23 protein-coding genes are annotated in these 23,745 nt (G+C 68.5%); 9 read left to right on the top strand and 14 right to left on the bottom strand.

Features of this window, described 5'->3' with window-relative positions; genetic code table 11:
- Positions 1-27: 27 nt before the first annotated feature.
- The 5 genes from EV659_RS01615 to EV659_RS01635 form a co-directional block, all read right to left on the bottom strand.
- Positions 28-573 (bottom strand): YbhB/YbcL family Raf kinase inhibitor-like protein, encoded by a 546-nt coding sequence (locus EV659_RS01615; protein ID WP_132706845.1) that lies wholly within the window; start codon positions 571-573, stop codon positions 28-30.
- A gap of 462 nt (positions 574-1,035) precedes the next feature.
- Positions 1,036-1,815, bottom strand: a complete 780-nt coding sequence (locus EV659_RS01620) for a prephenate dehydrogenase/arogenate dehydrogenase family protein (RefSeq protein ID WP_132706847.1) — start codon at positions 1,813-1,815, stop codon at positions 1,036-1,038.
- A gap of 66 nt (positions 1,816-1,881) precedes the next feature.
- Positions 1,882-3,198, bottom strand: coding sequence for an NAD(P)/FAD-dependent oxidoreductase (locus EV659_RS01625; protein WP_132706849.1), 1,317 nt, complete (start codon positions 3,196-3,198; stop codon positions 1,882-1,884).
- Positions 3,199-3,313: 115 nt separating this feature from the next.
- Positions 3,314-3,766, bottom strand: coding sequence for a DNA polymerase III subunit chi (locus tag EV659_RS01630; protein ID WP_132706850.1), 453 nt, complete (start codon positions 3,764-3,766; stop codon positions 3,314-3,316).
- A 91-nt stretch (positions 3,767-3,857) separates the two neighbouring features.
- On the bottom strand, positions 3,858-5,366 hold the full coding sequence (locus tag EV659_RS01635) for a leucyl aminopeptidase (RefSeq protein ID WP_132706852.1): 1,509 nt from the start codon (positions 5,364-5,366) through the stop codon (positions 3,858-3,860).
- 257 nt (positions 5,367-5,623) lie between these two features.
- Between EV659_RS01635 and EV659_RS01640 the strand changes: the two genes are divergently transcribed.
- The 4 genes from EV659_RS01640 (at position 5,624) to rsmA (ending at position 11,468) form a co-directional block, all read left to right on the top strand.
- Entirely contained in the window at positions 5,624-7,915 is a 2,292-nt protein-coding gene (locus EV659_RS01640) for an LPS-assembly protein LptD (RefSeq protein WP_132706854.1), read from the top strand.
- A 100-nt stretch (positions 7,916-8,015) separates the two neighbouring features.
- Positions 8,016-9,440, top strand: a complete 1,425-nt coding sequence (locus EV659_RS01645; protein WP_165878648.1) for a peptidylprolyl isomerase — start codon at positions 8,016-8,018, stop codon at positions 9,438-9,440.
- A gap of 49 nt (positions 9,441-9,489) precedes the next feature.
- Positions 9,490-10,557, top strand: coding sequence for a 4-hydroxythreonine-4-phosphate dehydrogenase PdxA (pdxA, locus tag EV659_RS01650; RefSeq protein ID WP_132706858.1), 1,068 nt, complete (start codon positions 9,490-9,492; stop codon positions 10,555-10,557).
- A gap of 17 nt (positions 10,558-10,574) precedes the next feature.
- Entirely contained in the window at positions 10,575-11,468 is an 894-nt protein-coding gene (gene rsmA / locus EV659_RS01655) for a 16S rRNA (adenine(1518)-N(6)/adenine(1519)-N(6))-dimethyltransferase RsmA (protein ID WP_132706860.1), read from the top strand.
- Between the two features lie 36 nt (positions 11,469-11,504).
- On the opposite strand, the gene gmk is transcribed toward rsmA, so the two are convergent.
- Together gmk and EV659_RS01665 are read right to left on the bottom strand one after the other, a co-directional pair.
- A complete protein-coding gene (gene gmk / locus EV659_RS01660) occupies positions 11,505-12,131 on the bottom strand; it encodes a guanylate kinase (protein ID WP_420877593.1) in 627 nt (208 codons plus the stop codon).
- 31 nt (positions 12,132-12,162) lie between these two features.
- Complete coding sequence (locus EV659_RS01665; protein ID WP_132706864.1) at positions 12,163-13,056, bottom strand: YicC/YloC family endoribonuclease; 894 nt, start codon at positions 13,054-13,056, stop codon at positions 12,163-12,165.
- A gap of 132 nt (positions 13,057-13,188) precedes the next feature.
- Here EV659_RS01665 and EV659_RS01670 point away from each other — a divergent pair, with 132 nt between their 5' ends.
- The gene (locus EV659_RS01670; protein WP_132706865.1) at positions 13,189-13,938 is read left to right on the top strand and encodes an SDR family NAD(P)-dependent oxidoreductase; all 750 of its coding nucleotides are present in this window, start codon (positions 13,189-13,191) and stop codon (positions 13,936-13,938) included.
- Positions 13,939-13,981: 43 nt separating this feature from the next.
- Here the strand turns inward: EV659_RS01670 and mltG are convergent, their stop codons facing one another.
- The 5 genes from mltG to fabD form a co-directional block, all read right to left on the bottom strand.
- Positions 13,982-14,989 (bottom strand): endolytic transglycosylase MltG, encoded by a 1,008-nt coding sequence (mltG, locus tag EV659_RS01675; RefSeq protein WP_132706867.1) that lies wholly within the window; start codon positions 14,987-14,989, stop codon positions 13,982-13,984.
- A gap of 56 nt (positions 14,990-15,045) precedes the next feature.
- Entirely contained in the window at positions 15,046-16,314 is a 1,269-nt protein-coding gene (gene fabF / locus EV659_RS01680) for a beta-ketoacyl-ACP synthase II (protein WP_132706869.1), read from the bottom strand.
- A gap of 168 nt (positions 16,315-16,482) precedes the next feature.
- Positions 16,483-16,719: an acyl carrier protein gene (locus tag EV659_RS01685; RefSeq protein ID WP_132706871.1), complete on the bottom strand. Its 237-nt coding sequence runs from the start codon at positions 16,717-16,719 to the stop codon at positions 16,483-16,485.
- A 215-nt stretch (positions 16,720-16,934) separates the two neighbouring features.
- Positions 16,935-17,672 carry a 3-oxoacyl-[acyl-carrier-protein] reductase gene (gene fabG, locus EV659_RS01690; protein ID WP_132706873.1) on the bottom strand — a complete coding sequence of 246 codons (738 nt, stop codon included), beginning with the start codon at positions 17,670-17,672 and terminating at the stop codon, positions 16,935-16,937.
- Positions 17,673-17,747: 75 nt separating this feature from the next.
- Positions 17,748-18,689, bottom strand: coding sequence for an ACP S-malonyltransferase (fabD, locus tag EV659_RS01695; protein WP_132706875.1), 942 nt, complete (start codon positions 18,687-18,689; stop codon positions 17,748-17,750).
- A 298-nt stretch (positions 18,690-18,987) separates the two neighbouring features.
- Between fabD and rpsF the strand changes: the two genes are divergently transcribed.
- From rpsF to EV659_RS01715, 4 genes are all read left to right on the top strand, one after another.
- On the top strand, positions 18,988-19,359 hold the full coding sequence (gene rpsF / locus EV659_RS01700; RefSeq protein ID WP_132706876.1) for a 30S ribosomal protein S6: 372 nt from the start codon (positions 18,988-18,990) through the stop codon (positions 19,357-19,359).
- 12 nt (positions 19,360-19,371) lie between these two features.
- Entirely contained in the window at positions 19,372-19,614 is a 243-nt protein-coding gene (gene rpsR / locus EV659_RS01705; protein ID WP_132706877.1) for a 30S ribosomal protein S18, read from the top strand.
- Positions 19,615-19,625: 11 nt separating this feature from the next.
- On the top strand, positions 19,626-20,255 hold the full coding sequence (rplI, locus tag EV659_RS01710) for a 50S ribosomal protein L9 (protein ID WP_132706879.1): 630 nt from the start codon (positions 19,626-19,628) through the stop codon (positions 20,253-20,255).
- A gap of 263 nt (positions 20,256-20,518) precedes the next feature.
- Complete coding sequence (locus tag EV659_RS01715) at positions 20,519-22,030, top strand: replicative DNA helicase (RefSeq protein ID WP_132706880.1); 1,512 nt, start codon at positions 20,519-20,521, stop codon at positions 22,028-22,030.
- A gap of 148 nt (positions 22,031-22,178) precedes the next feature.
- Here the strand turns inward: EV659_RS01715 and EV659_RS14620 are convergent, their stop codons facing one another.
- Together EV659_RS14620 and rpsD are read right to left on the bottom strand one after the other, a co-directional pair.
- Positions 22,179-22,631, bottom strand: a complete 453-nt coding sequence (locus EV659_RS14620; RefSeq protein ID WP_165878649.1) for a tetratricopeptide repeat protein — start codon at positions 22,629-22,631, stop codon at positions 22,179-22,181.
- A gap of 496 nt (positions 22,632-23,127) precedes the next feature.
- Positions 23,128-23,739, bottom strand: a complete 612-nt coding sequence (rpsD, locus tag EV659_RS01725) for a 30S ribosomal protein S4 (RefSeq protein ID WP_132706883.1) — start codon at positions 23,737-23,739, stop codon at positions 23,128-23,130.
- Positions 23,740-23,745 lie beyond the last annotated feature (6 nt).

The raw sequence follows: 23,745 nt of genomic DNA on the forward strand, positions 1-23,745 counted from the left end.
GGGCCAGCGGCAGACGCCCCAAGCGGCTCAGTCGCCCGTACGCGGGCCGGCGGTCATATCGAAGCTCGCCGTGTCGATGGTGTTGGCATAGAGGTAGAAGCCCGCGAGCCCCGGCGTGGCATTGTCGGGGATGTCCAGGCTGGGCACCGACAGGGCGTGAACGCGGAAGGTGTAGCGGTGCTGGCGCCCCACCGGCGGGCACGGGCCCACATAGCCGGGCGCGCCGGTGTCGGTGACCGTCTGCTCGGCGGCGGCGGGCAGGCTGTCGCGGATTTCGCGGGTGTCGGCGGGCAGGTTGTAGACCACCCAGTGCCAGAAGCCGCTGCCGGTGGGCGCGTCATGGTCGTACATGGTGACCGCGAAGCTTTCGGTGCCCGAGGGCACGCCCGACCAGACCAGATCAGGGCGCAGATTGTCGCCGTTGCAGCCGAAGATATCGGCGTAATAGGCATCGGGGAACGCCCCGCCCTCGTCCAGATCGGGGCTGGCGAGCGTGAAGGCATCGTCGTCGGCAAACGCGAGCGGGCCGGCCATGGCGGTGACCAGAGCGGCGGCGATCCAGTGGCGTGTCATGGCTTGCAGTCTCCTGTTCACTAGTTCGGGCGGCCGTACCGGCTCTCCGGCCGGCCGCCCCAAGCTAAGCCAAGCCTAGATCTAGCGAAAACCGCTGCGCGACAAAAGCCGCCACAAGCCCGATGTGCCGGCGGCGGGCCGAGCGACCCACCGCCGGGACCGGTCAAGCCCTAGCGCTTAACGCTGTTTGGCTTGCTTCTTGACTTCCTTCTCCGACCCAGCTTGGCGTCGCGGTTGGGCCTGCTGGGCTTGTTTCTTCTCTTCGGGTTTGCCGGCTTGTTTCTTTGCCATGGGAGGGCTCCGTTTCGCTGATCGGGGGCTGGACCATCCGCCCCACATCCCAGATCTAAGCGCGAACGAATGTACCGCAATATGGCCGGTCCGCAATATTATCTTGTCTATAAAATATCAATACAATTTTTTCTTATCCATCGCAAAGGCCGGCCGGACCTCGGACGGCGGTCAGGGCGCCGCCTCGCCGGGCCGGTGTTCAGCGTCTTCGAGCACGCTTTCCACCTGGCGCACGGCGTCGAAAAAGGCGCGTCGGGCCTCGGGCGCAAACGGGTTTTCCAACTCGATGGCGCGGAACAGATCCGCACTGTCGTCGGCGATATAGCCCACCGCCCGGCGCAACAGGTCGTAACTGACCGTGGTCTGATCGAAATCGTCGAGCGCCATGGTCAACAGGGTCTTGCCGATCAGGTGGGTGACGCCTTGGACATAGGCCAGTTCGCGGTCATGGTCGGCGGGCGTGGCCTCGATCACCTTGAGCCCCAGGACGTCGCCACAGAAGCGCGCGACACCGTCCGCCCGGTCGCCGCGCACCGGGCACAGCGTGATCTTGCGCCCGGCGATGGTGTCGGCAGCACTTTGCGGGCCGAACAGCGGGTGGGTGCACACGATATCGACGGTTTCGGGCAACGCCTCGGCCAGCAGCCGGGCCGGCTTCACCTTCACCGAGCCCACGTCGAGCACCAACGCCCCAGCCGGCAACCGGGTTGCCAGGGCGTGTGCCACCTCGCCGATGGCTTGGACGGGCACCGCCAGGATGGTGATCCCGGCGGCGGCGGCCTCGTCCAAGGTGCCGGCGCGCGCGCCCAAGCGGCCCGCGATGGCGTCCAGGTCGGCGCGCGGATCGGCCAGCACCAGATCGAAATGGGGCACCAGGTGGCGAGCCATGAAACGACCGAACGCACCGGCGCCGACGATGCCCAGGGACGGCAGGGAAACTGGGGCAGACATGCAACATACTCCAATGAGACCGGCCCGGCAGCGTCCGGGCCCTGTGACCCACGCGCGGCTGGCTGCTCAGTGCAACTTGAGCCGCGGCCGGACGATCTGGTTGACGTGGCCGAGAACGATGAGCGTCCAGCCCTTCAGCCAGCCATGGACGGCGATCAGGTGCAGACGATACAGCGACAGATAGGCAAACCGCGCCACCCGCCCCTCGACCGCCATGCGCCCGCCGACCAGATTGCCCATCAGACTGCCGATGGTGGAATAGCGACTGAGCGACACCAGCGAGCCCCGGTCGCGATAGACGAAATCCTTGAGCGGCCGGCCTTCCTGGATGCGTTTCAGGTTCTCGAACGCGGTCTCGGCCATCTGATGGGCGGCCTGGGCGCGCGGCGGCACCGGTCGGTCGCGGCCCGGCAGCAGGCAACTGGCGCAATCGCCAAGCGCGAAGATGCGGTCGTCTACCGTGGTCTGCAAGGTCGGCCGAACGACGATCTGGTTGAGCCGGTTGGTCTCCAGGTCCAAGTCGCTCAGAAAATCGGGCGCCTTGACGCCGGCGGCCCAGACCTTGAGATCGGCGCGGATCGCCCGCCCGTCCTTGGTGTGTACGTGGGTCTCGTCCATCTTCGTCACCATGGTGCCGGTCAGCACCTCGACGCCGAGATTCTCCAATTCTTCATGGGCAGCGCCGGCGATATCCTCCGGCAGTGCGGGCAGAATGCGCGGCCCGGCCTCGATCAGGGTCACGTCCATGCGGCTCTCGTCGAACACTTCGAGGCCGTAATGACGCAGTGCCGCCGCCGCGTTGTAGAGTTCAGCCGCCAGTTCGACGCCCGTTGCCCCGCCGCCGACGATGCACACGCGCACCCGGGCGTCGTCGGCACCCTGGTTGGCGGCCAAATGCGACACGCGCAGGCAGGCATTGAGCAGCCGACCGCGGAAATCGTCCGCCTGGCGCCGGTTTTCCAGGAACAGCGCGTGTTCGGCCACGCCCGGCGTGCCGAAATCGTTCGACACGCCACCCACCGACAAGACCAGATAATCGTAGCGGATATGGTGGCGGCCGACCACTTCGCGACCTTCGGCGTCGAACATCGGTTGGGTGACGATCTGGCGTTTGTCCCGATCGATACGCTCCAGCGCACCGTTGAAGAAGCGATAGCCCCAGCGCACCGCGTGGCCGCCATAGCCGACCTCGTCCATATTGGCGTCGAGCGAGCCGGCCGCCACCTCGTGCAACAAGGGCTTCCAGATGTGGGTGCGGTTCTTTTCCACCAGGATGATGTCGTGATCGTCGCGGCCATACTTGGCGCCCAGCCGACGGACCAGTTCCAGCCCGCCGGCGCCACCGCCGACCACCACAATCTGCTTCTTCTTGGCCGATGCCATGCTCGTCTCCCGTCTGTGCGTGCGCAGCATAGCGCCCCGCCCGGGCGGGCGCGAGGGGGGCGCAAGAATATACCACCCGAAAATGGGAAATGGTCGGGGCGGGTGCGGCGTGGCGTCAGGCGCGTTGTCGCCAGCCGCCCTGGTCGCCCTGCTGCCAGTAACTGAGCGTGTGGCCGGCCTCCTTGAGCCGCTTCCAATGGCCGCGGGCGTCGGCCACGGCGGCCTCGTCGCGGCCGTCGAACATCAGGCAACAGCGCGCGAACTGGCCCACATCCTGGTCCGGGGCGACGCCGTCCACCAAGATCAGCACACCCGCGCCGTTGGGCACCTCGCGCCCGGCCGTCACATAGACCGGCTGGCGTTCGGCGAAGCCGGTTTCCGGCGTACCATGGGGCAGGAAGGATGCCGGGTCATAGGTCCACAACAGTCGATCCAGGTCGGCGACGCGCGCGTCCGACACGGTGCGCACCAGCGCGCGCTGGCCGGCCTGCAACACCTTCTCCAACAATTTGGGCAAGGCGCCGGTCAGGTCGGTGCGCTGCAAATGATAGAACCGCACCTCGGTCATCTCGGGCTCTCCGGCACGGCCGGGCGCCGCTCAGGGCGCCCGGCCGTTCTCATGGCACAGGCCAAAGACAGGCCCAGGATCAGACGGAGCCTCAGACCTCGTAGGTCTCGGCGACGAAACGGTCCATCAGGCGCACGCCGAAGCCGGTCGCGCCCTTCTCCCACAGGTCGCCGTCCTTGTCCGACCAGACCATGCCGGCCACGTCCACATGCGCCCAGGGCGTCTCGCCCACATAACGCTTGAGGAACTGGGCCGCGGTGATGGTGCCGGCCGAGCGACCGCCGGTGTTCTTCATGTCGGCGATCTGGCTGTCGATCTGCTTGTCATAGTCCTTGTCCAGCGGCAGGCGCCAGACCCGGTCGCCGGTGACCTGACCGGCCTCGAACAGGCCCGTGGCCAGCGCCTCCTCGTCGGTCAACAGCGCCGCATGATGGTGGCCCAGGCCGACGATGGCGGCACCGGTCAGGGTGGCGAAATCGATCATCGCGGCGGGGTTCATGGTCTCCTTGGCGTGCCACAGACAGTCGGCGAGCACCAGCCGGCCCTCGGCGTCGGTGTTGATCACCTCGACGGTCTGGCCCGACAGCGTTTCCAGCACATCGCCGGGCCGGTAGGCGGTACCCGACGGCATGTTCTCCACCAGGCCGATGACGCCGACCACGTCCACCTTGGCGCGGCGCTTGGCCAGCGCATAGAGCGTGCCGGCGACGATGCCGGCGCCGCCCATGTCCCACTTCATCTGGTCCATGTTTTCGGCCGGCTTGATCGAAATGCCGCCGCTGTCGAAGGTCACGCCCTTGCCGACAAGCGCCAGGGGCTCTTGCATCTCGGCGCCGGCGCCCGACTTGCCGGCCCATTTGACCACCACGAGCTTGGACTCGTTGACCGAGCCCTGGCCGACCGCCAACAGCGCGCGAAAGCCCATCTCCTCGAGCTCGTTTTCGCCATAAACGGCGACCGAGCAGCCGAGCGCCGCCAAACGCTCCATGCGCTCGGCAAACCCCGCCGGGGTCAGCACATTGGCCGGCTCGCTGGTCAATTCGCGGGTGAACGCCACGCCGTCGGCGACCGCGGCCAAGTCGGCGAAGCGCACCGCGGCCGCCCCTTGAGCGTCGGTGGTGACCACCACCGATTTGAGCGTCGGCTTCTTCTCGGCCGGCTCCTTGGTGCGGTACTTGTCGAACCGCCAGGCGCGCAGCTGAGCGCCGAACGCCAGTTCCGCCGCGGCCTCGTGCGCGGGCACGCCGCCGGTCTCGTCATCGTCGAGCGCGATGGTCAACGCCCGCGTGCCGCCGGTCGAAAGCCGCGCCACCAGCTTGCCGCCCAACTCGGCGAAATCACGGGTCTTGAGGTCGCCCGCGCCGCCATCGTCGCCAAGGCCCACGAGCACCAACCGGTCCACATCGAGCCCCTGGGGCACCAGAAGATCAATCATCTCGCTTTTCTTGCCGGCGAAGCTGGACGCCTGGACCGCACGGGTCAGTGCCCCGCCGGTGGCGTCGTCGGCCTCACGCGCCGCCCGGGTCAGTCGCTCGCCGCGTGCGAACACCGCCAGCGCGCCGGCCTTGGGCAGGGCCGGCTTTTCGATTTTCACATCCATGATACGCCTTTGCCTTTCGGGTCTTGGACCTTGATCTTGGCCCGCCGGCGCGACCGCCGGGCGGTGCCGGGCGGCCGCGCCGGGTCCGGGCGGTTCGATCGCTCCCTCTGTCATAAGAGCGCGACTGGACGAAGAAAAGATGTTGCGCCCGCGTGTCGCCTTTGCCAGTTGTGGGCGCCACCCGCACCACCCGTTCAGGCGGGCGGGTTCGATTTCGTCTTCACCGCCCGCATCGACGCGGATGCCAAGGCCCCGTGATGCCCCGCCAACACCCCCGTTCCCGTCCGCTTCGCCGCGCCCTGCTCGCCGCCGCCACCGCGCTGGCCAGCGGCGGGATGGCGTCCGCCGGCCCCGTCGAAGCCGCGCCGCTTGACGCCACCCCGCTTCACGCCACCCCGGGGCCGATCCCCGAACTGCCGCAAAGCCCGGCCGAACGCCTGCAGGCCAAGCTGGACAGCCTGGGCGACGATGTCACCTTCTCGGCACGACGACTGACCTACGAACCGGCGGAGAACAAAATCTATGCCGAGGGCCGGGTGCGCGTGGAACAGAACGGTTATGTGCTTGAGGCCGGCGCGCTTACCTACGACCGCGATGCGGGCACCATCACCGCGCGCGACGGCGTGCGCATCACCGATCCCGACGGCAATCTGATCGCCGCCGACCGCGCCGTGGTCGCCGACAGCCTGGCCGAAGGCACGATCGAAAACGTCACGCTCCTGCTCGAAGACGGCTCGCGCGCCCGTGCTGCCACCGGCGAACGGCTGGCCAATGGCGACGTGCTCCTCGACCGGGCGGTGTACAGCCCGTGCGTGGTCTGTCAGGGCGGCGACACCCCGGCCTGGCGGCTCAAAGCGGCGAGCGTGGTGCACGACAAGAGTGCCAAGCGCATCGTCTACCGCAACGCCACGCTCGACGTGTTCGGCGTGTCGGTGGCCCCCCTGCCCTATCTGTCGCACCCCGACCCGACGGTCAAACGCGCCTCGGGGCTGTTGGTGCCCGAGGTGGGCCAGCGCAACGAACTGGGGCTCTACGCCGACATCCCGTTCCACTGGGCCATTTCCGACCGGCAGGATTTTACCGGCAGCACGCTGGTGTCGACCCGCGAGGCGCCGATCGCCATCGGCGAATACCGCCGCCATCTGGGCTTCGGCCGGCTGCGCGCCGGCGGCAGCCTCACCTACGACACCGACGCCGAAGACGCCACCGGCCAGGATACCGCCAATGGCGAGTTCCGCGGCCATTTCTACTCCAATGGCCGGTTCGTGTTGAGCGACGCCTGGTCGCTCGACCATCAGATCCAATGGGCGTCGGACGACACCTTCCTGCGCCGCACCGGGCTCAGCGACGCCGACACGCTGGTCACCTCGTTCGACGCCACCGGCGCCTATGGGCGGTCGTCGGTGCGCGCGCGCGGCTTCGCCTTCCAGGGCCTGCGGGTCGAGGATGTGGCCGGGCGCACACCGTTCATCCTGCCGCTGGTCAACGCCGAGTGGGTATCGGACCCGGGCTTTTTGGCCGGCACCGCGCGGCTCAGCGGCAATGTGCAGTTGCTGACCCGCACCGGCGGCCAGGACAGCCGGCGGATCTCGGCCGGTGCGTCCTGGACCCGCCGGTTGACCAGCGACTGGGGCCATGTGGTGCGGCTCGACGCCCAGGTTCGCGGCGACCTCTATGACGTGCGCGACGCCGACCGCCCCGACCTGATCGCCGAGGCCGGCGGCACCAACCCGTTTGCCGGGCGCGACGGCACCCATGCGCGCGGGCTGGCGCGCGCCGGGATGACCGTCAGTTGGCCGTTCGTGTCGAGCCGCGGCGGCGTGCGCCAGGTGATCGAACCCATCGTGCAAGGCGTGGCCGCGCCGCAAGGACTCAACGATACCGCGATCCCCAACGAGGACAGCCGGGCGTTCGAATTGTCGACGCTCAACCTGTTCGACCTCAACCGCACCCCGGGCCTCGACGCCATCGACAGCGGCAGCCGGCTGACCTATGGCCTCAAATACCGGGTCTTGACCGACCTTCTGGACCTGCAGGTGATGGCCGGCCATTCGCTGCGCACCGAGGCCACGCCGGCGATCTTCGCCGACGGCACCGGGCTCGGCGGCACCGCGTCGGACATCGTCGCCGGGCTCGAAGCGCGGCTCGGCGACCGGCTCGACCTGGTCTATCGCGGCCAGTTGGACAACAAGACCCTGGAGCCCGAGCTGACCGAGGTGGAGACCCGGCTCGACCTGCACCCGGTGACGCTCAACGCCGGCTATCTGCGTATCGACCGCGATCTGGTGCTGCCCGACCGCCCGGACCGCGAAGAGGTCCGCATCGACGGCCAACTGGCGGTCACCGACCACTGGACGCTGTTTGGCGGCATCATCCGCGACCTGAGCGACCGCACCGATATCGCCACCATTGAGTATGAGACCGGCGTGGTCTATTCCAATTGCTGTTTCGAGCTCAGCCTCGGCGTGCGCGACAGTAACATCATCGACCGCGACGTGGACCCGGGCACGTCGTTTATCCTTCGATTGCGGTTGAAGTCGCTGGAATAAACCGCCGGGCCTTTCCCACCGGGCAGAAAATCGATAGGCATGGGACACGCCGCGACCGGTTCGTCGTGGCCGCGTTGAGAGTGAAGGATGGATGCCGCCAATGATGAACCCGACCACCCCCAGGCCGCCGCGCGCTGAGCGGCACGCCCGGCCGGGGCGGATGTTGCGCACGACCCTGGCGGCCGGGCTGGGCCTGTTGGCCGCCCTGTGGGGACCCACCCACGCCCCGGCCAGCGCGCAAAGCGGCAGCGAATATGACCAACCCACGGCACAATTGCCCGGCGGCGTGAGCAATCGCGACGACGCCGCGGTCAACCGGGTCGCCGTGTTGGTCAACGACAAGCCGATCACGCTCTATGATATCTCGCAACGGCTGCGTCTGTTGCTGGCCACCACCGGCGGGGTCGAGAACGAGGACCAGTTGCGCGTGTTGCGCCGACGCGTGGTGCAGACGTTGATCGACGACAAGCTCAAGCTCAACGAGGCGCGCGAGCTCGACTTCCTCGACCAGTTCCCCGAAGAGGCCTTCGAGCAGCAATTCGCCCGCCAGGCCGCACGCTTCAACGCCACACCCGAACAGTTCGAACAGGTGCTGGTCCAGGTCGGCTCCAGCCGCGAAGCGATGATGGAACAGATCAAGGCGCAGTTCGTCTGGGACCAGTTGGTGCGTGCGCGCTATGGCAACCGGGCGGCGGTCGGCGGCGACGAGGTCGACGCCTATCTTGAACGCCTCAAGGCGTCGGCCGGCATGTACGAATATCGTCTGGCCGAGATCCAATTGCTGGTCCAGGATCCGCGCGATCGGCCGCGCATCCGCTCGACCGCCGCCCAACTGGTCAACCAGATCCAGGCCGGCGAATTGGATTTCGCCACCGCCGCGATCCAGTTCTCGCAATCGACCACGGCGGCCAATGGCGGCAATCTGGGCTGGATTCCGCAAGACCAGTTGCGCCCGGCCTGGGCCGAGGTGGTGCCGCAGATGGAGCCCGACACCATCGCCGGCCCGGTGGCCACGCCCGGCGCCTTCTTCATTCTGCAATTGCAGGACCGGCGGCGCATCCTGTCGGCCGACCCGCTCGACGCCCAGCTTGACTTGGCGCGCGCGCTGACCTCGTTCGACGAGACGACGACCCAGGAGCAGGTGGAACGGATCGTCGAGACCCTGAACAAGGAACTCGACGGCTTCGGCGGCTGCGACGACCTGCCGAGCATCGCCCAGCGCGCCGGCCTCGACCAGGTGTTCGAACCGAGCGCCATTCCGCTGCGGTCGCTGCGCAAGGGCATTCGCGACCGGGTCAAGGATCTGGATGTGGGCCAGGCGACCCGGCCGATGGTCGGCAATGACGGCATCATGGTCATGGCGGTGTGCGGCAAGTCGGCGCCCGAGGTGCAGATGCCCGCGTTCGACGAAATCCGCAACCGTATGGAAGGCGAGCGCTTGGCCGCCTTCGCCCGGCGCTATATCCGCGACCTCAAGCGCGACGCCGTGATCGACTATCGCGTGCCCAAGGACCAATTGTTCTGACCGCCTTCGATGGCGGTCGACCATCCGACCAGCCAGGACCGAACCGACGATGACCGAGGCCGTGCCCGCCGCGCCCGTTGACCCTGCCCCGTCCGGCGGTGGCGACCGCGACCGGCCGCTGGCGCTGACCATGGGCGACCCGGCGGGCGTCGGCCCGGAACTGGCGCTCGCCGCCTGGCACGCGGCGCGCGCCGCCGGCGACGCGCCATTCCTGGTGGTCGGCGCGGCCCAAGCCTTCGACGCCGTGCCCGGCCGGGCGGTGCCCATCGTGGCCATCGACGACCCGGCGAAGGCGGCTCAAGCCTTCGCCACCGGCCTGCCGGTGCTCAAGGCTGCGGATCTGGCGGCCCAACCGGTGCCCGGCCGGCCGGACGTGGCCAACGCCCCGGCGACCATCGCCGCCATCGACCGCGCCGTGACCCTGGCGCGCGCCGGCGCGGTCGCCGGCCTGGTCACCAATCCGATCGCCAAGCATGTGCTGCGCGCCTCAGGCTTCGCCCATGCCGGCCACACCGACTATCTGGCCCATCTGTGCGGCCGGCCCGCCGACGCCGCGGTGATGATGCTCGCCGGGCGGCACTTGCGCACCGTGCCGGTCACCGTGCACCTGCCGCTGGCGCACGTGCCCGCCGCCCTGACGCCCGAGCGGCTGACCCATGTGCTGCGCACCACCCATCGCGAGCTGCAAACCCGCTTCGGCATCGCCGCGCCGCGTCTGGCGGTCACCGGGCTCAACCCCCATGCGGGCGAGGACGGCATGTTGGGGTATGAGGAGCAACGGGTGATCGCGCCGGTGCTCGACCGGCTGCGCGGCGAGGGGCTCGACCTTGCCGGGCCGCTGCCCGCCGACACCCTGTTCCACGCCGAGGCGCGGGCCGGCTATGACGCCGCCGTGGCCATGTATCACGACCAGGCGCTGATCCCGGTCAAGGCGCTAGACTTCTTCGGCACCGTCAATGTGACGCTGGGGCTGGAGATCGTGCGCACCTCGCCCGATCACGGCACGGCGTTCGACCGCGCCGGCACCAACAGCGCCCGGCCCGACAGCCTGATCGCCGCATTGCGCCTGGCCCGCGCCATGGCCGCGCGCGCCGACGCCACACCGGTGGCGTCGTGATGGCGCCGGCGCCGACCATGGGCGATACCCCGCCGGCGGGCGACGCCGCCGCCGACCAGACCACCGCCGCCGATGGCCTGCCGCCGCTGCGCGCGGTGATCGCCGCGCATGGGCTGGCGGCGCGCAAGAGCCTGGGCCAGAACTTCCTGCTCGACCTCAACCTGACGCGCCGGATCGCGCGCGAGGCCGGGCCGCTCGACGGCGCCCTGGCGATCGAGGTCGGCCCCGGCCCCGGCGGCCTGACCCGGGCGCTGCTGGCCGAGGGCGCGGCCCGCGTCCACGCCATCGAACGCGATCGCCGCTGTCTGGGCGTGCTCGACCAGATCGCCGCCGCCTATCCCGGCCGGCTGACCTGGACCGAGGGCGACGCGATGGATGTGGATTATGCCGCCCTGGCGTCGAGCCACAGCGGGCCGGTCAAGATTGTCTCCAATCTGCCCTACAATATCGGCACCAGCCTGGCGGTCGGCTGGCTGACCGCGCCCTGGCCGCCCTATTGGTCGAGCCTGACGCTGATGTTCCAGCGCGAGGTCGCCGACCGGCTGGTGGCGCGCCCGGGCACCAAGGCCTATGGCCGCCTGTCGGTGCTGGCGCAGTGGCGCGGCCGCGCGCGGGTGCTGTTCAACGTGCCGCCGCGCGCCTTCACGCCGCCGCCCAAGGTGTCGTCGAGCGTGGTCCACATCGAGCCCACCGACCCGCTCGACCCGGCGGTGGAACCGGCGGCCCTGGAGCGTGTGGTCGCCGCCGCCTTCGGCCAGCGCCGCAAGATGCTGCGCGCCGCGCTCAAGCCCTTGGGTGTCGACACCGCCGCGTTGCTGGCGCAAGCGGGCCTGGCCGAGACCGACCGCGCCGAACGGGTCGACGTGGCCGGCTTCTGCCGCCTCGCCCGCGCCTATCAGGCGCTGCGCTGAGGCCATGGCCCGGATCGCCGTCCGGGCGGGCTCGGGTCAGGACGATTGCGCGCGCGCCGCGCCCTCTTCGCGCAGCTTGGTGACGAAGGCCGACAGCCAGGGTTGCCGGCGGCGGCGCCAGCGCTCCGCGTTCAACACTTGGCACAGACGGTCGTAACACGCCTCCAGCGCGTCATTGACCAGCACATAGTCATATTCCGCCCAGTGGCTGATCTCTTCCATCGCGCCGTCCATGCGCCGGGCGACCACCTCGGCGCTGTCCTGGGCGCGTTCGCGCAGCCGGCGCTCCAACTCGTCGATGCGGGGCGGCAGGATGAACACCCGCACCAGGTCGTCGGCCATGGTCTCGGCGATCTGCTGGGTGCCCTGCCAGTCGATATCGAACAACACGTCGCGCCCGGCCTGCAAGGCGGCTTCCACCGGCCCGCGCGGCGTGCCGTAGCGGTTGCCGAACACGGTGGCATGTTCCAGGAACTCCCCGGCCTCGACCATGCGCGCGAACTCGTCGGCGCTGACGAAGAAATAGTCGCGGCCGTCCACCTCGCCCGGGCGCGCCGGCCGGGTGGTCGCCGAGACCGACAGCGAAATGCCGTCGTCGGCGGCCAGCAGCTTGCGCGATAAGGTACTCTTGCCCGCCCCCGACGGCGAAGACATTACCAACATCAAACCCCGTCGGGTGGTTGCCGCCATGGGCCTACTCCACGTTTTGAATTTGTTCGCGCCATTGGTCGATGACCGTCTTGAGCTCCAGCCCGAGCGCGGTCAGATCGGCGTCCTGTGCCTTGGAACACAGGGTATTGGCTTCACGGTTGAACTCCTGGGCCAGGAAATCTAGGCGCCGGCCGACCGGGTCGTCGGCGGCCAGAAGCGCGCGGCCTGAGGCCAGATGGGTGTCGAGCCGGTCGAGCTCCTCGCGCACATCGGCCTTGATCGCCAGCAGCGCCAGTTCCTGTTCCAGCCGCTGCGGGTCGACGCTGTCGCTGCCGCCCAAAAGCTCGGCCAGCCGCGCCGCAAACCGCGCCTTGACCGCCTCGGGCCGCGCCGCCGCCGCAGCGCCCGCGCGCGCCACCAACTCGGCCATGGTGTCCAGATGGCCGGCCAATTGCACGCCCAGGCTCGCGCCTTCCTGTTCGCGGGCCGCGACCAGGGCGTCGAGCGCCTGGTCGAGCGCCGCCAGCGCGGCGGTTTCCAAGCCAGCGCGGGTGGCGTCGTCGAGGGCGCGGGTCTCGGCCTCCATGACGCCGCGCAGGGCCAGAAGCTCGCCGATGCTCGCCGGACGCACCGCGTCGCCATGGGCGGCGGCCAGGCGAGCGCTGGTCTCGATCAGCGCGGCCAGGCGCGCGTCGTTGACGCCCGGCGCGCTGTCGGCTTCGTCGCGCTCGACGTTCAGGGTCAGATAGACGCTGCCACGGCCCAGGCGCTGGCCGGCCCGCTTGCGCGCCGCGAGGTCAAGGCCGTCGAGCATGGACGGCACCCGCGCGCGCACGTCGAGGCCCTTGCCGTTGACGCTCTTGGCCTCCCAGGCGAGCCAGAAGCCATGCGCTTGCGCTTGGGCGCGGGCGAAGCCGGTCATGCTTTTCAGGGCCATGGGCGCTCCGGGACAGGGGTTTCGGGCTGAAGAGCGGCGCACTATAAGGAGGCCGCCGGCGCGGTTCAACGCTGCCGGTGACGGCGCCCGCCGCCGTGCCCGCTTTTTTCCCGTCCGAGGTTTTCCGATCCCATGGACCACCCCCGCACCATCGTCATCACCGGCGCGTCGAGCGGCATCGGTGCCGCCCTCGCCCGCGCCTATGCCGCCCCCGACGTCGTTCTGGCGCTCACCGGCCGCGACGCCCAGCGCCTTGAAGAGACCGCCGAAGCCTGCCGGCGCAAGAACGCCACCGTCGAGACCGCCACCGTCGACGTCACCGACGCGCCCGCCATGGAACGCTGGCTCAAGGACCTGGACGCGCGCCAGCCGGTCGATCTGGTGATCGCCAATGCCGGCGTCAGCGAGGACCGGGTGACCCTCGACACCCTGGCCGACGCGACCGCGCGCACCTTCGCGATCAATGTCCAGGGGGTGTTCAACACCATCCTGCCGCTGTTGCCGGCCATGAAACAGCGCGGGCGCGGCCAGGTGGCGATCAATGCGTCGCTCGCCGGCTATCGCGGCCTGCCCACGGCGGTGCCCTATTCGGCGTCCAAGGCGGCGGTGAAAAGCTATGGCGAGGCGTTGCGCGGCGCGGTGGCGCGCCACGGCATCGCGGTCACCGTGGTCTGCCCGGGCTTCGTGGCCAGCCGGATCACCGACAAGAACCGCTTCCCCATGCCGTTCATGATGACCGCCGACCGCGCCGCCGGGATCATCCGTCAGGGCCTGACCAAGAACCGCGGCGTCATTGCCTTCCCCTGGCCCACCTTCGCTGCGGTGCGCCTGATGACCCTGCTGCCCGCTCCGCTGGTCGACCGCCTGCTACGCCGGAAGTAACCCGTCGGCGGGCGGCGGCCGGCGTCGGGGCGTCTGCGGCCGGTCAGCCGTCGCGGTCGGCGTCGTCGGCTGCGGCGGTGTTGCGTTGCAGCCGACGCCAGCGCGCCACATTGGCGTTGTGGGCGTCGAGCGTGCGCGCGAAGGCATGACCGCCGCTGCCGTCGGCGACGAAGTAGAGGTCGTCGGTGTCGGCCGGGCGCACCGCCGCCAGAAGCGCCGCGCGGCCGGGATTGGCGATCGGGCCCGGCGGCAGGCCGCGCCGGGTATAGGTGTTGTAGGGGTGGTCGGTCTCCAGATCGGCCTTGCTCAACGGCCGGTCGAGCCCGCCCGGCCCCGCCACGGCATAGATCACCGTCGGGTCCGATTGCAGGCGCATGCGCCGCGCCAGACGGTTGTGGAACACCGCCGCGACCCGCGCGCGCTCCGCCGCCACGGCGGTTTCCTTCTCGACAATGGACGCCAGCGTCAACGCCTCATGGGGGCCGGCCAGGTCGAGGCCGGGCGCGCGCTGGGCCCAGGCATCGAGCAATGCCTGATCCATGGCGCGCTGCATGCGTCGCACCAGCCCCGTCCGGCTGTCGCCGGCCACATAGAAATAGGTTTCGGGCAACAGCGCGCCTTCGGCCGGGACCTGAGCCACGGTGCCGCGCAGCCCGGGGGCGGCGCGCACCAGGGCGACCACCGCCGCGCTGGTCAGCCCCTCGGGCACGGTCAACCGGCGCTGGATCGGGTCGGCATGGACCAGCGTGTCGACGACGCCGAGCAGGCTGGCACGGGGCGGGATTTCGTATTCGCCGGCGCGCAATTGCCGCCCGGCACCGCGCACCCGCACCGCCAGGCGAAACAGGTGCGGCGCCTCGACCACGCCGGCGGCGTCGAGGCGCTGGGCGATACGCGCGACGCTGTCGCCGCGTTCGATCAACACCACCGTGGCAGCGTCGGCCGGGCCGTCGGCAGTCAAGCGCCACCAATAGGCGCCGCCAAGCGCCAGCGGTGCCGTCACCAGCACCGCCACCAGCACGAACAACAGGGTCCAACGGCGTCGGGTCATGGGCCTCACTTTACGCCGGCGCGGTGCCCGGCGCTACTGGCGACGCCGAGCCGGGCTCAGCCCTCGAAGCGCTTGAAGATCAGCGACGCGTTGGTGCCGCCGAAGCCGAACGAATTGGTCAGCGCGGCATTGACGGTCTTTTCCTTCGCCTTGTGCGGCACCAGGTCGACGCCCTGGCACTGCTCGGACGGATTGTCCAGGTTGAGCGTCGGCGGCACGATGCCGTTTTCGATCGCCTTGATACAGAAGATCGATTCGACCGCACCGGCAGCCCCCAACAGGTGGCCGATGGCCGACTTGGTGGACGACATGCACAGCCGGTCGACCGCATCGCCGAACAGCCGCTTGACCGCGCCAAGCTCGATCTCGTCGCCGAGCGGCGTCGAGGTGCCGTGGGCGTTCACATAGTCGATGTCCTCGACCGTCAGCCCCGAACTGCGCAGCGCCGCCTGCATCGAGCGATAGCCGCCGTCGCCGGTGGGTTCGGGCGCGGTGACGTGATAGGCGTCGCCGGACATGCCGTAACCGACCAGTTCGGCGTAGATCTTGGCGCCGCGCGCCTGCGCGTGTTCGAGCGATTCGAGCACCGCAATGCCCGCGCCTTCGCCCATGACGAAGCCGTCACGGCCGGAATCATAGGGGCGCGAGGCCTTTTCCGGGGTGTCGTTATAGCGTGTCGACAGCGCCTTGGCCTGGGCGAAGCCGGCGATGCCCAGCCGGCAGATGGCGCCTTCGGCCCCGCCGGCGACCATCACGTCGGCGTCGCCGAGCATGATCATGCGCGCCGCATCGCCCAGCGCATGGGCGCCGGTGGAGCACGCGGTGACTGCGGCGTGGTTGGGGCCCTTGAAGCCGTAGCGGATCTGCACCTGGCCCGAGGCAAGGTTGATCAATGCCGACGGGATGAAGTGCGGCGACACCCGGCGCGGGCCCTTTTCGTGCAGGGTGATGGCGGAATCCTGGATCGCGCGCAGACCGCCGATGCCGGCGCCGATCATCACCCCGGTGCGCAGGCACGCCTCTTCGCCGGGCTCGATCCAGTCGGCGTCCTTGAGCGCTTCGTCAGCGGCGGCGAGGGCGAACAGGATGAAATCGTCGACCCGGCGCTGTTCCTTGGGCGGCATCACCAGGTCGGCGTTGAAGGTGTGGTCGCTGCCGTCGCCGCGCGGTACCTCGCCCGCCACCCGTGCCGACATGTCCGACACATCGCAGCGCGTGATCGGCCCGATCCCCGTCTGTCCGGCGATCAGCCGTTCCCATGTGGCGCCGACCCCATTGGCCAGCGGCGACACCATGCCCAAACCCGTAACGACGACCCGTTTCATGACCTGTTCTGCCTTTCCAGCGCCGGAACTGCCGGTCGCTGCGTCGGGCCGTCGCCGGCGGCGGCCCTGAGAGGAATGACCCGGCACCCAGGGCCGGGGCTGTCTTCGATGCCCGAGGGTCCGCCGCGGCGGGTCGCAACCCGGCCGCGGCGACTGCTGTCCGCAGGCTTAGCTGGCGTTTTCCTGGATGTAGGAAATCGCGTCCTTCACGGTCTGGATCTTCTCGGCGGCATCGTCGGGAATTTCGATCCCGAACTCTTCCTCGAACGCCATCACCAGTTCGACGGTATCGAGACTGTCCGCGCCCAGATCGTCGATGAAGCTGGCCTCTTCGGTGACCTTGGCGTCTTCCACGCCGAGATGTTCGATGACGATTTTCTTCACGCGGTCGGAGATGTCGCTCATGACTCTGTCCTTGTTTTGGTGGCCGCTTTCACGGCTCAGGGCTTAACGTTGAAGGAACGGCGGCGCCAGCCGCCAAGGTCGGATCGGCGTGACGCCGGAGGTCTTTCAAGCCGCCGAAATACGCCAGTTTTCGGGGCAGGAACCCGAAATCGCGTGGGCCTTATCATATCTTCTTCGCCATGGGAAGCGGCCCGGAAATGGTTTGGCCAACGGGCCTACACCATGGCCATCCCGCCATTGACGTGCAAGGTCTGACCGGTCACCCACGCCGCTTCGGTCGACGCCAGATAGACCACCGCGGCCGCCACGTCGTCGCCGGTACCAAGCCGGCCAGCCGGAATCTGACCGGCCAGCGCCGCCTTTTGCTCGTCGCTGAGCGCGTCGGTCATGTCCGATTTGACGAACCCCGGCGCCACCGCGTTGACGGTGATGCCGCGATTGGCCACTTCCTGCGCCAGCGACTTGGACATGGCCACCAGCCCCGCCTTGGTGGCGGCATAATTGGCCTGGCCCGCATTGCCGGTGGTGCCGACGATCGACGCGATGTTGACGATGCGGCCCCAGCGCGCCTTCATCATGGTGCGCAGCACGCCGCGCGACAGCAGGAAGGCCGCGTCCAGATTGACCCGGAACACCGCCTGCCAGTCCTCGGGCTTCATGCGCAGGGCCAACTGGTCGCGGGTGATGCCGGCATTGTTGACCAGGATGTCGACGCCGCCCATGGCCTCAGCCGCCGCCTTGGGCAGGGCTTCGACCGCGTCCAGGTCGCTGAGGTCGGCGGGCGTCACATGGGCGCGCGCGCCCAACTCGGCGGCCAGGGCGTCGAGCTTTTCGCGCCGGGTGCCGTGCAGCGCCACCTCGGCCCCCTGGGCGTGAAGCGCCTTGGCGATGGCGCTACCGATGCCGCCCGACGCGCCGGTGACCAGGGCGCGCTTGCCGGTCAAATCGAACATGACAGTCTCTCCTTGCTGACGGACGGCGCGGCCTCGCCCCGCCCGGTCCTGGAATGGTCTGGTGCGCGGCTGGGCTTAAAGCGTCGCCAGCCAGGCGTCGAAGCTTTCGGGGTCGGACACATTGGTCAGCGCCAGCGACCGGTCGATGCGCTTGACCATGCCGGTGAGCACCTTGCCCGGCCCGACCTCGACCACGGCGTCGATGCCGAGACCGGCGAACGACGCCACCGACTCCCGCCACCGCACCGGCGCGGTGACCTGCTCGACCAACAGCCGGCGAATCGTCTCGGGCTCGGTGACCGGCTCGCCAGTCACATTGGCGACCACCGGCACGGCCGGCGCAGCGATGCGCGCGCCCGCCAACGCCTCGGCCATCTCTTCGGCCGCAGGCTGCATCAGCGGGCAATGGAACGGCGCCGATACCGCCAGCGTCATCGCCTTCTTGGCCCCGGCTTCCTTCGCCAGCGCCACCGCGCGCTCGACCGCCACGGCGTCGCCCGACACCACCACCTGGCCCGGCGCGTTGTCATTGGCCGGCGCACAGACGCCGCCGTCGGCCGCCGCCCGGGCGGCCACGTCGCGCACCGCGTCGAGGTCGAGCCCGAGGATCGCCGCCATGGCGCCCTCGCCCACCGGCACGGCGCGCTGCATGGCCTGACCGCGCCGCTTGAGCAACCGCGCCGTCTGGCCCAGGTCGAGCGCACCGGCGGCGGCCAGGGCCGTGTATTCGCCGAGCGAGTGGCCGGCCACGTGCGACGCCAGGTCGGCGACGCTTTTGCCGCCGTCTTCCAAGGTGCGGATGATCGCCATGGACACCGCCATCAAGGCGGGCTGGGCGTTCTCGGTCAGCGTCAGCTCGTCGGCCGGACCGTCGAACATCAGCCGGCTCAGATGCTGCGACAGCGCCTCGTCGACTTCCTCGAAAACCTGGGCGGCGGGCTTGTAGGCATCCGCCAACGCCCGGCCCATGCCAACCGTCTGGGCGCCCTGGCCCGGAAACACCAATGCGCGGGTCATCGCGGGTTCGTCTCCCTACTCGGAACCGGTGCCGCCGGGCTGACCGACGGCACCAATGAGGTGAAAGCCTGTTTCGATACTGCCCCGTTAAGGTCGGTGCAAGATCGACCGGGATAAATTGGCGCCGACGACGCCGGCCGCGCCGGCCGCTTTTTCCTTGAAAGGCGCCGGCGGGATGCGTATAGGACCGCCTTTCGGAGCGTGCCGACCGCCGGTCGCGCGGCAGCGGTACCGAAAGAAGGCTGGAGACGGTGCGCATGGGGCGCCCCGATCGATCAGCACAAGGAGCATCGAGAACATGCCGTACTATGAGCATGTCTTCATCGCGCGCCAGGATATCAATGCGTCGCAGGTGGAGACCCTGATTTCGGATTTCGGCAAGGTCATCGAAGACCAGGGCGGCAAGGTCGCCAAATCCGAATACTGGGGGCTGAAGTCCCTGACCTACCGTATCAAGAAGAACCGCAAAGGCCATTACGTCCTGATGAACCTGGACGCCCCGGCCGCCGCCGTGTGGGAAATGGAGCGCCAGGCGCGCCTGCACGACGATGTCCTGCGGTTCATGACCGTGCGGGTGGACGAATTGGAAGAAGGCCCCTCGGCCGTGGTGCGCGCCAAGTCCGAGAAGGACAACAAGCGCGGCGGCGGTCGTCGCGGCCAAGACCGGTAAGGAGACGAGATCATGGCACAACGCGGTCCTGCACGCCGTCCGTTCTTCCGGCGCCGGAAGTCCTGCCCGTTCTCGGGTCCCAACGCGCCGAAGATTGATTATAAAGACGTCAAGCTGCTGCAACGGTTCGTATCCGAGCGCGGCAAGATCGTGCCGAGCCGGATCACGGCTGTCTCGGCCAAGAAGCAGCGTGAGCTGTCCCGGGCCATCAAGCGCGCCCGGTTCCTGGCCTTGCTGCCCTATGTGGTGAAGTAAGGGGACAGCCGATGGATATCATTCTGCTTGAGCGCATCGAAAAACTTGGCCAGATGGGCGACATCGTCACGGTCAAGAACGGCTATGCGCGCAACTTCCTGCTGCCCCAGCGCAAGGCGCTGCGGGCGACGGACGCCAACAAAAAGTATTTCGAGGCCAAGCGCTCCGAAATCGAAGCTCAGAACCTCAAGCGCCGCCAAGAGGCCGAGGAAGTGGGCAAGCGCGTCGACCAGTCCAAGGTGGTGCTGATCCGCCAGGCCGGCGAATCGGGTCAGCTTTATGGCTCGGTGGCGACCCGCGACATCGCCCAGGCGCTGTCCGACGAGGCGATCAAGGTGGAACGCAGCCAGATCGAGCTCAACCGCCCGATCAAGACGCTGGGCCTGTTCGACGTGGCGGTGCGTCTGCACGCCGAAGTGGCGGTGACGGTGATCGTCAACGTGGCGCGCAGCGCCGAAGAAGCCGAGCGGCAGTTCGAATCCGGTCGCGCCATCGTCGGCGACGAGCCGGAAGAAGACGAGGTCCTCGACGCCGAAGCGATTGTGGAAGACCTTGTGGAAGACGAGAGCATCGTCGAGGAACTGGCCGCCGAAGCGGACGCCGAAAGCGGCGACGATGGCGACGACGAGGCGGCGTCCTAAGCGTCCCGCCAGGGCGCCGACCGGCCGGTCGGTTGCGATAAACTTTGGCAGTTTTGCGGGCGGTCCCAATCGGGGCCGCCCGTTTTTTAGCTGTTATCCCCAGGCGCGCCGGCCCCGCCCGCCAGCCGTCCGCCGACGCCCGGGCCAGGCTTTCCACGCCGCCGGCGCGCTTCTCCCCGAAGTTCACAGCTGTGGATAAGGATAACGGTAAAAGGGGCGTGGGCGCGCTTGGCGACCGCCCCGGGCTGTGGTCAAACGGGGTCATGAACCAGCCCACGCACCTTCCGGCCAACGACCGTGGCGACGACAGCGCGGACACGGCCTATCGGCAGCCGCCGCACAACAGCGAGGCCGAGCAGGCCCTGCTCGGCGCCATGCTCGTCAATAACGAGGCCGCCCAACAGGTCTCGGAAATCCTGACCGCCGAGCATTTCTATGAACCGGTGCACGGGCGGATCTATGACGCCATCCAACGCCTGGTGGACCGCAACCAGATCGCCGACCCGGTGCGCTTGCGCCCGTTCTTCGAGCATGACGAGGCGCTGGCCGAGGTGGGGGGTGCGCAGTATCTGATGCGCCTGGCGTCCGCAGCGGCGACGATCCTCAACGCGCGCGACTATGCCGAGGCGATCTATGACCTGGCACTGCGGCGCAAGCTGATTTCGATCGGCCAGGACATCGTGCTGACCGCCTATGACGCCGATGTGGACGACAGCGGCGTGGGCCAGATCGAGACCGCCGAACAAAAGCTGTTCACCCTGGCCGAGGAAGGCAAGGCCGACGACCAGGCCAAGCCGTTTCACCAGGCGCTCGCCGTCGCCGTGGGCAATATCGAGAAAGCCTATCAGGACCCGGACAAGCTGTCCGGCGTGACCACCGGGTTGCAGGCGCTCAACGACCGCATGGGCGGCCTGCACCCGTCCGACCTGGTGATCCTCGCCGGCCGTCCGGCCATGGGCAAGACCGCGCTGGCCACCAACATCGCGTTCAACGCCGCGCGCCGGTTTCTCGACGACAAGCAGCGCGGCGTGCCGGCCGAGGCGTCCAAGGGGGCGGTGGTCGCCTTCTTCTCGCTCGAAATGTCCGCCGACCAGCTGGCGGCCCGGATTCTCGCCGACCGCGCCGGGGTGCCGTCGGAAGACATGCGCCGCGGCAACATCTCCAAGGACCAGTTCGACGAGATCGCCCGGGCGTCGTTCGAGCTTGAACAGATGCCGTTCTTCATCGACGACACGCCGGCGCTGAGCATCGCCGGCCTGCGCACCCGGGCGCGCCGGCTCAAGCGCCGCAACCCCGACGGGCTCGGCCTGATCGTGGTCGACTATCTTCAGCTTCTGCGCGGCACCGGACGCGGCACGGCGGGCGAAAGCCGGGTTCAGGAAATCTCCGAGATCACCCGCGGGCTCAAGGGGCTGGCCAAGGAATTGCACGTGCCGGTGCTGGCGCTGAGCCAGTTGAGCCGGATGGTCGAACAGCGCGAGAACAAGCGCCCGATGCTGTCGGACCTGCGCGAGTCGGGCTCGATCGAGCAGGACGCCGACATGGTGATGTTCGTCTATCGCGAAGAATATTATAAGGAAAAGGAAAAACCCACCGAAGGCACCGATGCGTTCCTGAAGTGGCAGGACGAGATGCAGAACCTGATCGGCAAGGCCGAGGTGATCGTCGGCAAGCAACGCCACGGCCCCACCGGCACCGCGCATCTGAGCTTCTTGAAAGAAAGCACACGCTTCACCGACCTGGCCGACGACAGCCACCTACCCGACCGATTCTGAGCGGCCGCCAAACCAGCCCCAATCCGCGGTTCGCCGGGCCCGGCGCCGGGTAACGATCATCTGTGGGGTGTTTGACGGCGCGAGAGCGGTTGTTTCGGTGCCAGGGGGACAGCCCGCGGCCGGGACATGGGCGGCCGACGCTGCGGGGTCAGTTGAGCAGGTCTTGCAAGGTCTTGGGTTTCCACTGGCTGAGCAGTTCCTCGACCCGCTTCCATTCCTCCCAACTGGTCCACCAGCGGGCGCGTTGCAGCAGGTCGGCGATCTCGCGGCGCCGGTCGCGGTCATAGACCCGGTTGTTGGCGAGTTTGAGATAGAGCACGGCGCGGACAATGTCGGTGTCGACCCCGGTGCCGGTCAGGTAGAGCTTGGCAATGGCGAACTGCGCCAGCCCGTCGCCCATCTCGGCGCCCAGTCGATACCACCGCGCGGCCGCCCGCATATCGCGCGCCACGCCAACGCCGCGGGCATAGGCGTCGCCCAGCACATAATAGACCGGCGCCCCCTTCAAGGCGGCCTTTTCGAGCCAGGCGACGCCTTCGGCCGCCGTGGCGTCATCGAGACTCTCCATCAACCGGCTGCCGAGCGCGACCTGTGCCGCCATGTCGCCCGACTCGGCCCGGTCGCGCAACGCCGTCAGCGCCGCCCGGTCCGGCTCGACGGGGCGAACGCGCTCGGGCGACGGCTCCCCCTCCGGCCCGGGCACAGCTGACAGCGGCGCCGATTGGCCCGCATCAGCCGCCCCCGACACGCAAAGGCACGATATCCACAAGCACGATACCCACAGGCACGACAGGCTCCCATATCGGCCCCGAGACCGGCTCAGAAACCGACCAAGGGACAGGCACAGGGTTGCACTGATCGGGGCAAGGCGCGTCATCCCCAAACCTCCAGGCCACAGTCGCCAAAATGCACATGGCTCATGCCGGAACGGCGCGGCAGGCACTCCCGACCTTCGCTCTCCCGGATCAAGCCGCCATGGGATCACAGCCGCCCGCCAATGGCAACTCCCAAGCCGCCGCAGGTCCAGGCACGCAAAAACCGCGCCGGGGGTGACCGGCGCGGCTCGGGAAACGTTTCGGTACCGAAGCGTTTTCAGCTTAGCGCGAGTAGAACTCAACCACCAGATTGGGTTCCATGCGCACCGGGTAAGGCACTTCGTCCAGCGACGGCACGCGCAGGAAGGTGGCTTTCAGCCCGTCGGCCTGGATGTATTCGGGCACGTCGCGCTCATTCGACTGCTGGGCCTGGATGACCATGGGGATTTCGTGGGCCTTGCGGCGCACTTCCACCACGTCGCCCTCGCGCACCACGAAGCTCGGCACGTCCACCTTCTGGCCGTTCACCGCCACATGGCCATGGTTGACCAGTTGGCGCGCGGCGAACACGGTGGGCACGAACTTGGCCCGGTAGACCACAGCGTCGAGACGCTGTTCCAGAATGCCGACCAAGTTTTCGCCGGTGTCGCCCTTGCGACGGTCGGCTTCCTGATAATACTTGCGGAATTTCTTTTCGCTGATGTTGGCGTAATAGCCCTTCAGCTTTTGCTTGGCGCGCAGCTGCGTGCCGAAGTCGCTCATCTTGCCTTTGCGGCGCTGGCCGTGTTCGCCGGGGCCGTATTCACGCTTGTTGATGGGGCTCTTGGCGCGGCCCCAAACATTCTCGCCCATGCGGCGGTCGAGTTTGTACTTCGCGCTGACGCGTTTGGTCATCGTTGA

It is taken from the genome of Rhodothalassium salexigens DSM 2132 (assembly GCF_004341375.1).
GTDB classification, from domain to species: Bacteria; Pseudomonadota; Alphaproteobacteria; order Sphingomonadales; family Rhodothalassiaceae; genus Rhodothalassium; species Rhodothalassium salexigens.

Excerpts from the sequence above, each read along its gene's own strand:
- EV659_RS14620 (WP_165878649.1), bottom strand. The coding sequence starts at position 22,631 with ATGGCGGCACAGGTCGCGCTCGGCAGCCGGTTGATGGAGAGTCTCGAT.
- rpsF (WP_132706876.1), top strand. The coding sequence starts at position 18,988 with ATGCCGTACTATGAGCATGTCTTCATCGCGCGCCAGGATATCAATGCG.
- EV659_RS01620 (WP_132706847.1), bottom strand. The coding sequence starts at position 1,815 with ATGTCTGCCCCAGTTTCCCTGCCGTCCCTGGGCATCGTCGGCGCCGGT.
- pdxA (WP_132706858.1), top strand. The coding sequence starts at position 9,490 with ATGACCGAGGCCGTGCCCGCCGCGCCCGTTGACCCTGCCCCGTCCGGC.
- EV659_RS01685 (WP_132706871.1), bottom strand. The coding sequence starts at position 16,719 with ATGAGCGACATCTCCGACCGCGTGAAGAAAATCGTCATCGAACATCTC.
- EV659_RS01670 (WP_132706865.1), top strand. The coding sequence starts at position 13,189 with ATGGACCACCCCCGCACCATCGTCATCACCGGCGCGTCGAGCGGCATC.
- rpsR (WP_132706877.1), top strand. The coding sequence starts at position 19,372 with ATGGCACAACGCGGTCCTGCACGCCGTCCGTTCTTCCGGCGCCGGAAG.
- EV659_RS01640 (WP_132706854.1), top strand. The coding sequence starts at position 5,624 with ATGCCCCGCCAACACCCCCGTTCCCGTCCGCTTCGCCGCGCCCTGCTC.
- fabG (WP_132706873.1), bottom strand. The coding sequence starts at position 17,672 with ATGTTCGATTTGACCGGCAAGCGCGCCCTGGTCACCGGCGCGTCGGGC.
- rplI (WP_132706879.1), top strand. The coding sequence starts at position 19,626 with ATGGATATCATTCTGCTTGAGCGCATCGAAAAACTTGGCCAGATGGGC.
- rsmA (WP_132706860.1), top strand. The coding sequence starts at position 10,575 with ATGGGCGATACCCCGCCGGCGGGCGACGCCGCCGCCGACCAGACCACC.
- EV659_RS01615 (WP_132706845.1), bottom strand. The coding sequence starts at position 573 with ATGACACGCCACTGGATCGCCGCCGCTCTGGTCACCGCCATGGCCGGC.
- EV659_RS01665 (WP_132706864.1), bottom strand. The coding sequence starts at position 13,056 with ATGGCCCTGAAAAGCATGACCGGCTTCGCCCGCGCCCAAGCGCAAGCG.
- EV659_RS01645 (WP_165878648.1), top strand. The coding sequence starts at position 8,016 with ATGATGAACCCGACCACCCCCAGGCCGCCGCGCGCTGAGCGGCACGCC.
- gmk (WP_420877593.1), bottom strand. The coding sequence starts at position 12,131 with ATGTTGGTAATGTCTTCGCCGTCGGGGGCGGGCAAGAGTACCTTATCG.
- EV659_RS01625 (WP_132706849.1), bottom strand. The coding sequence starts at position 3,198 with ATGGCATCGGCCAAGAAGAAGCAGATTGTGGTGGTCGGCGGTGGCGCC.
- mltG (WP_132706867.1), bottom strand. The coding sequence starts at position 14,989 with ATGACCCGACGCCGTTGGACCCTGTTGTTCGTGCTGGTGGCGGTGCTG.
- EV659_RS01715 (WP_132706880.1), top strand. The coding sequence starts at position 20,519 with ATGAACCAGCCCACGCACCTTCCGGCCAACGACCGTGGCGACGACAGC.
- fabF (WP_132706869.1), bottom strand. The coding sequence starts at position 16,314 with ATGAAACGGGTCGTCGTTACGGGTTTGGGCATGGTGTCGCCGCTGGCC.
- rpsD (WP_132706883.1), bottom strand. The coding sequence starts at position 23,739 with ATGACCAAACGCGTCAGCGCGAAGTACAAACTCGACCGCCGCATGGGC.
- fabD (WP_132706875.1), bottom strand. The coding sequence starts at position 18,689 with ATGACCCGCGCATTGGTGTTTCCGGGCCAGGGCGCCCAGACGGTTGGC.
- EV659_RS01630 (WP_132706850.1), bottom strand. The coding sequence starts at position 3,766 with ATGACCGAGGTGCGGTTCTATCATTTGCAGCGCACCGACCTGACCGGC.
- EV659_RS01635 (WP_132706852.1), bottom strand. The coding sequence starts at position 5,366 with ATGGATGTGAAAATCGAAAAGCCGGCCCTGCCCAAGGCCGGCGCGCTG.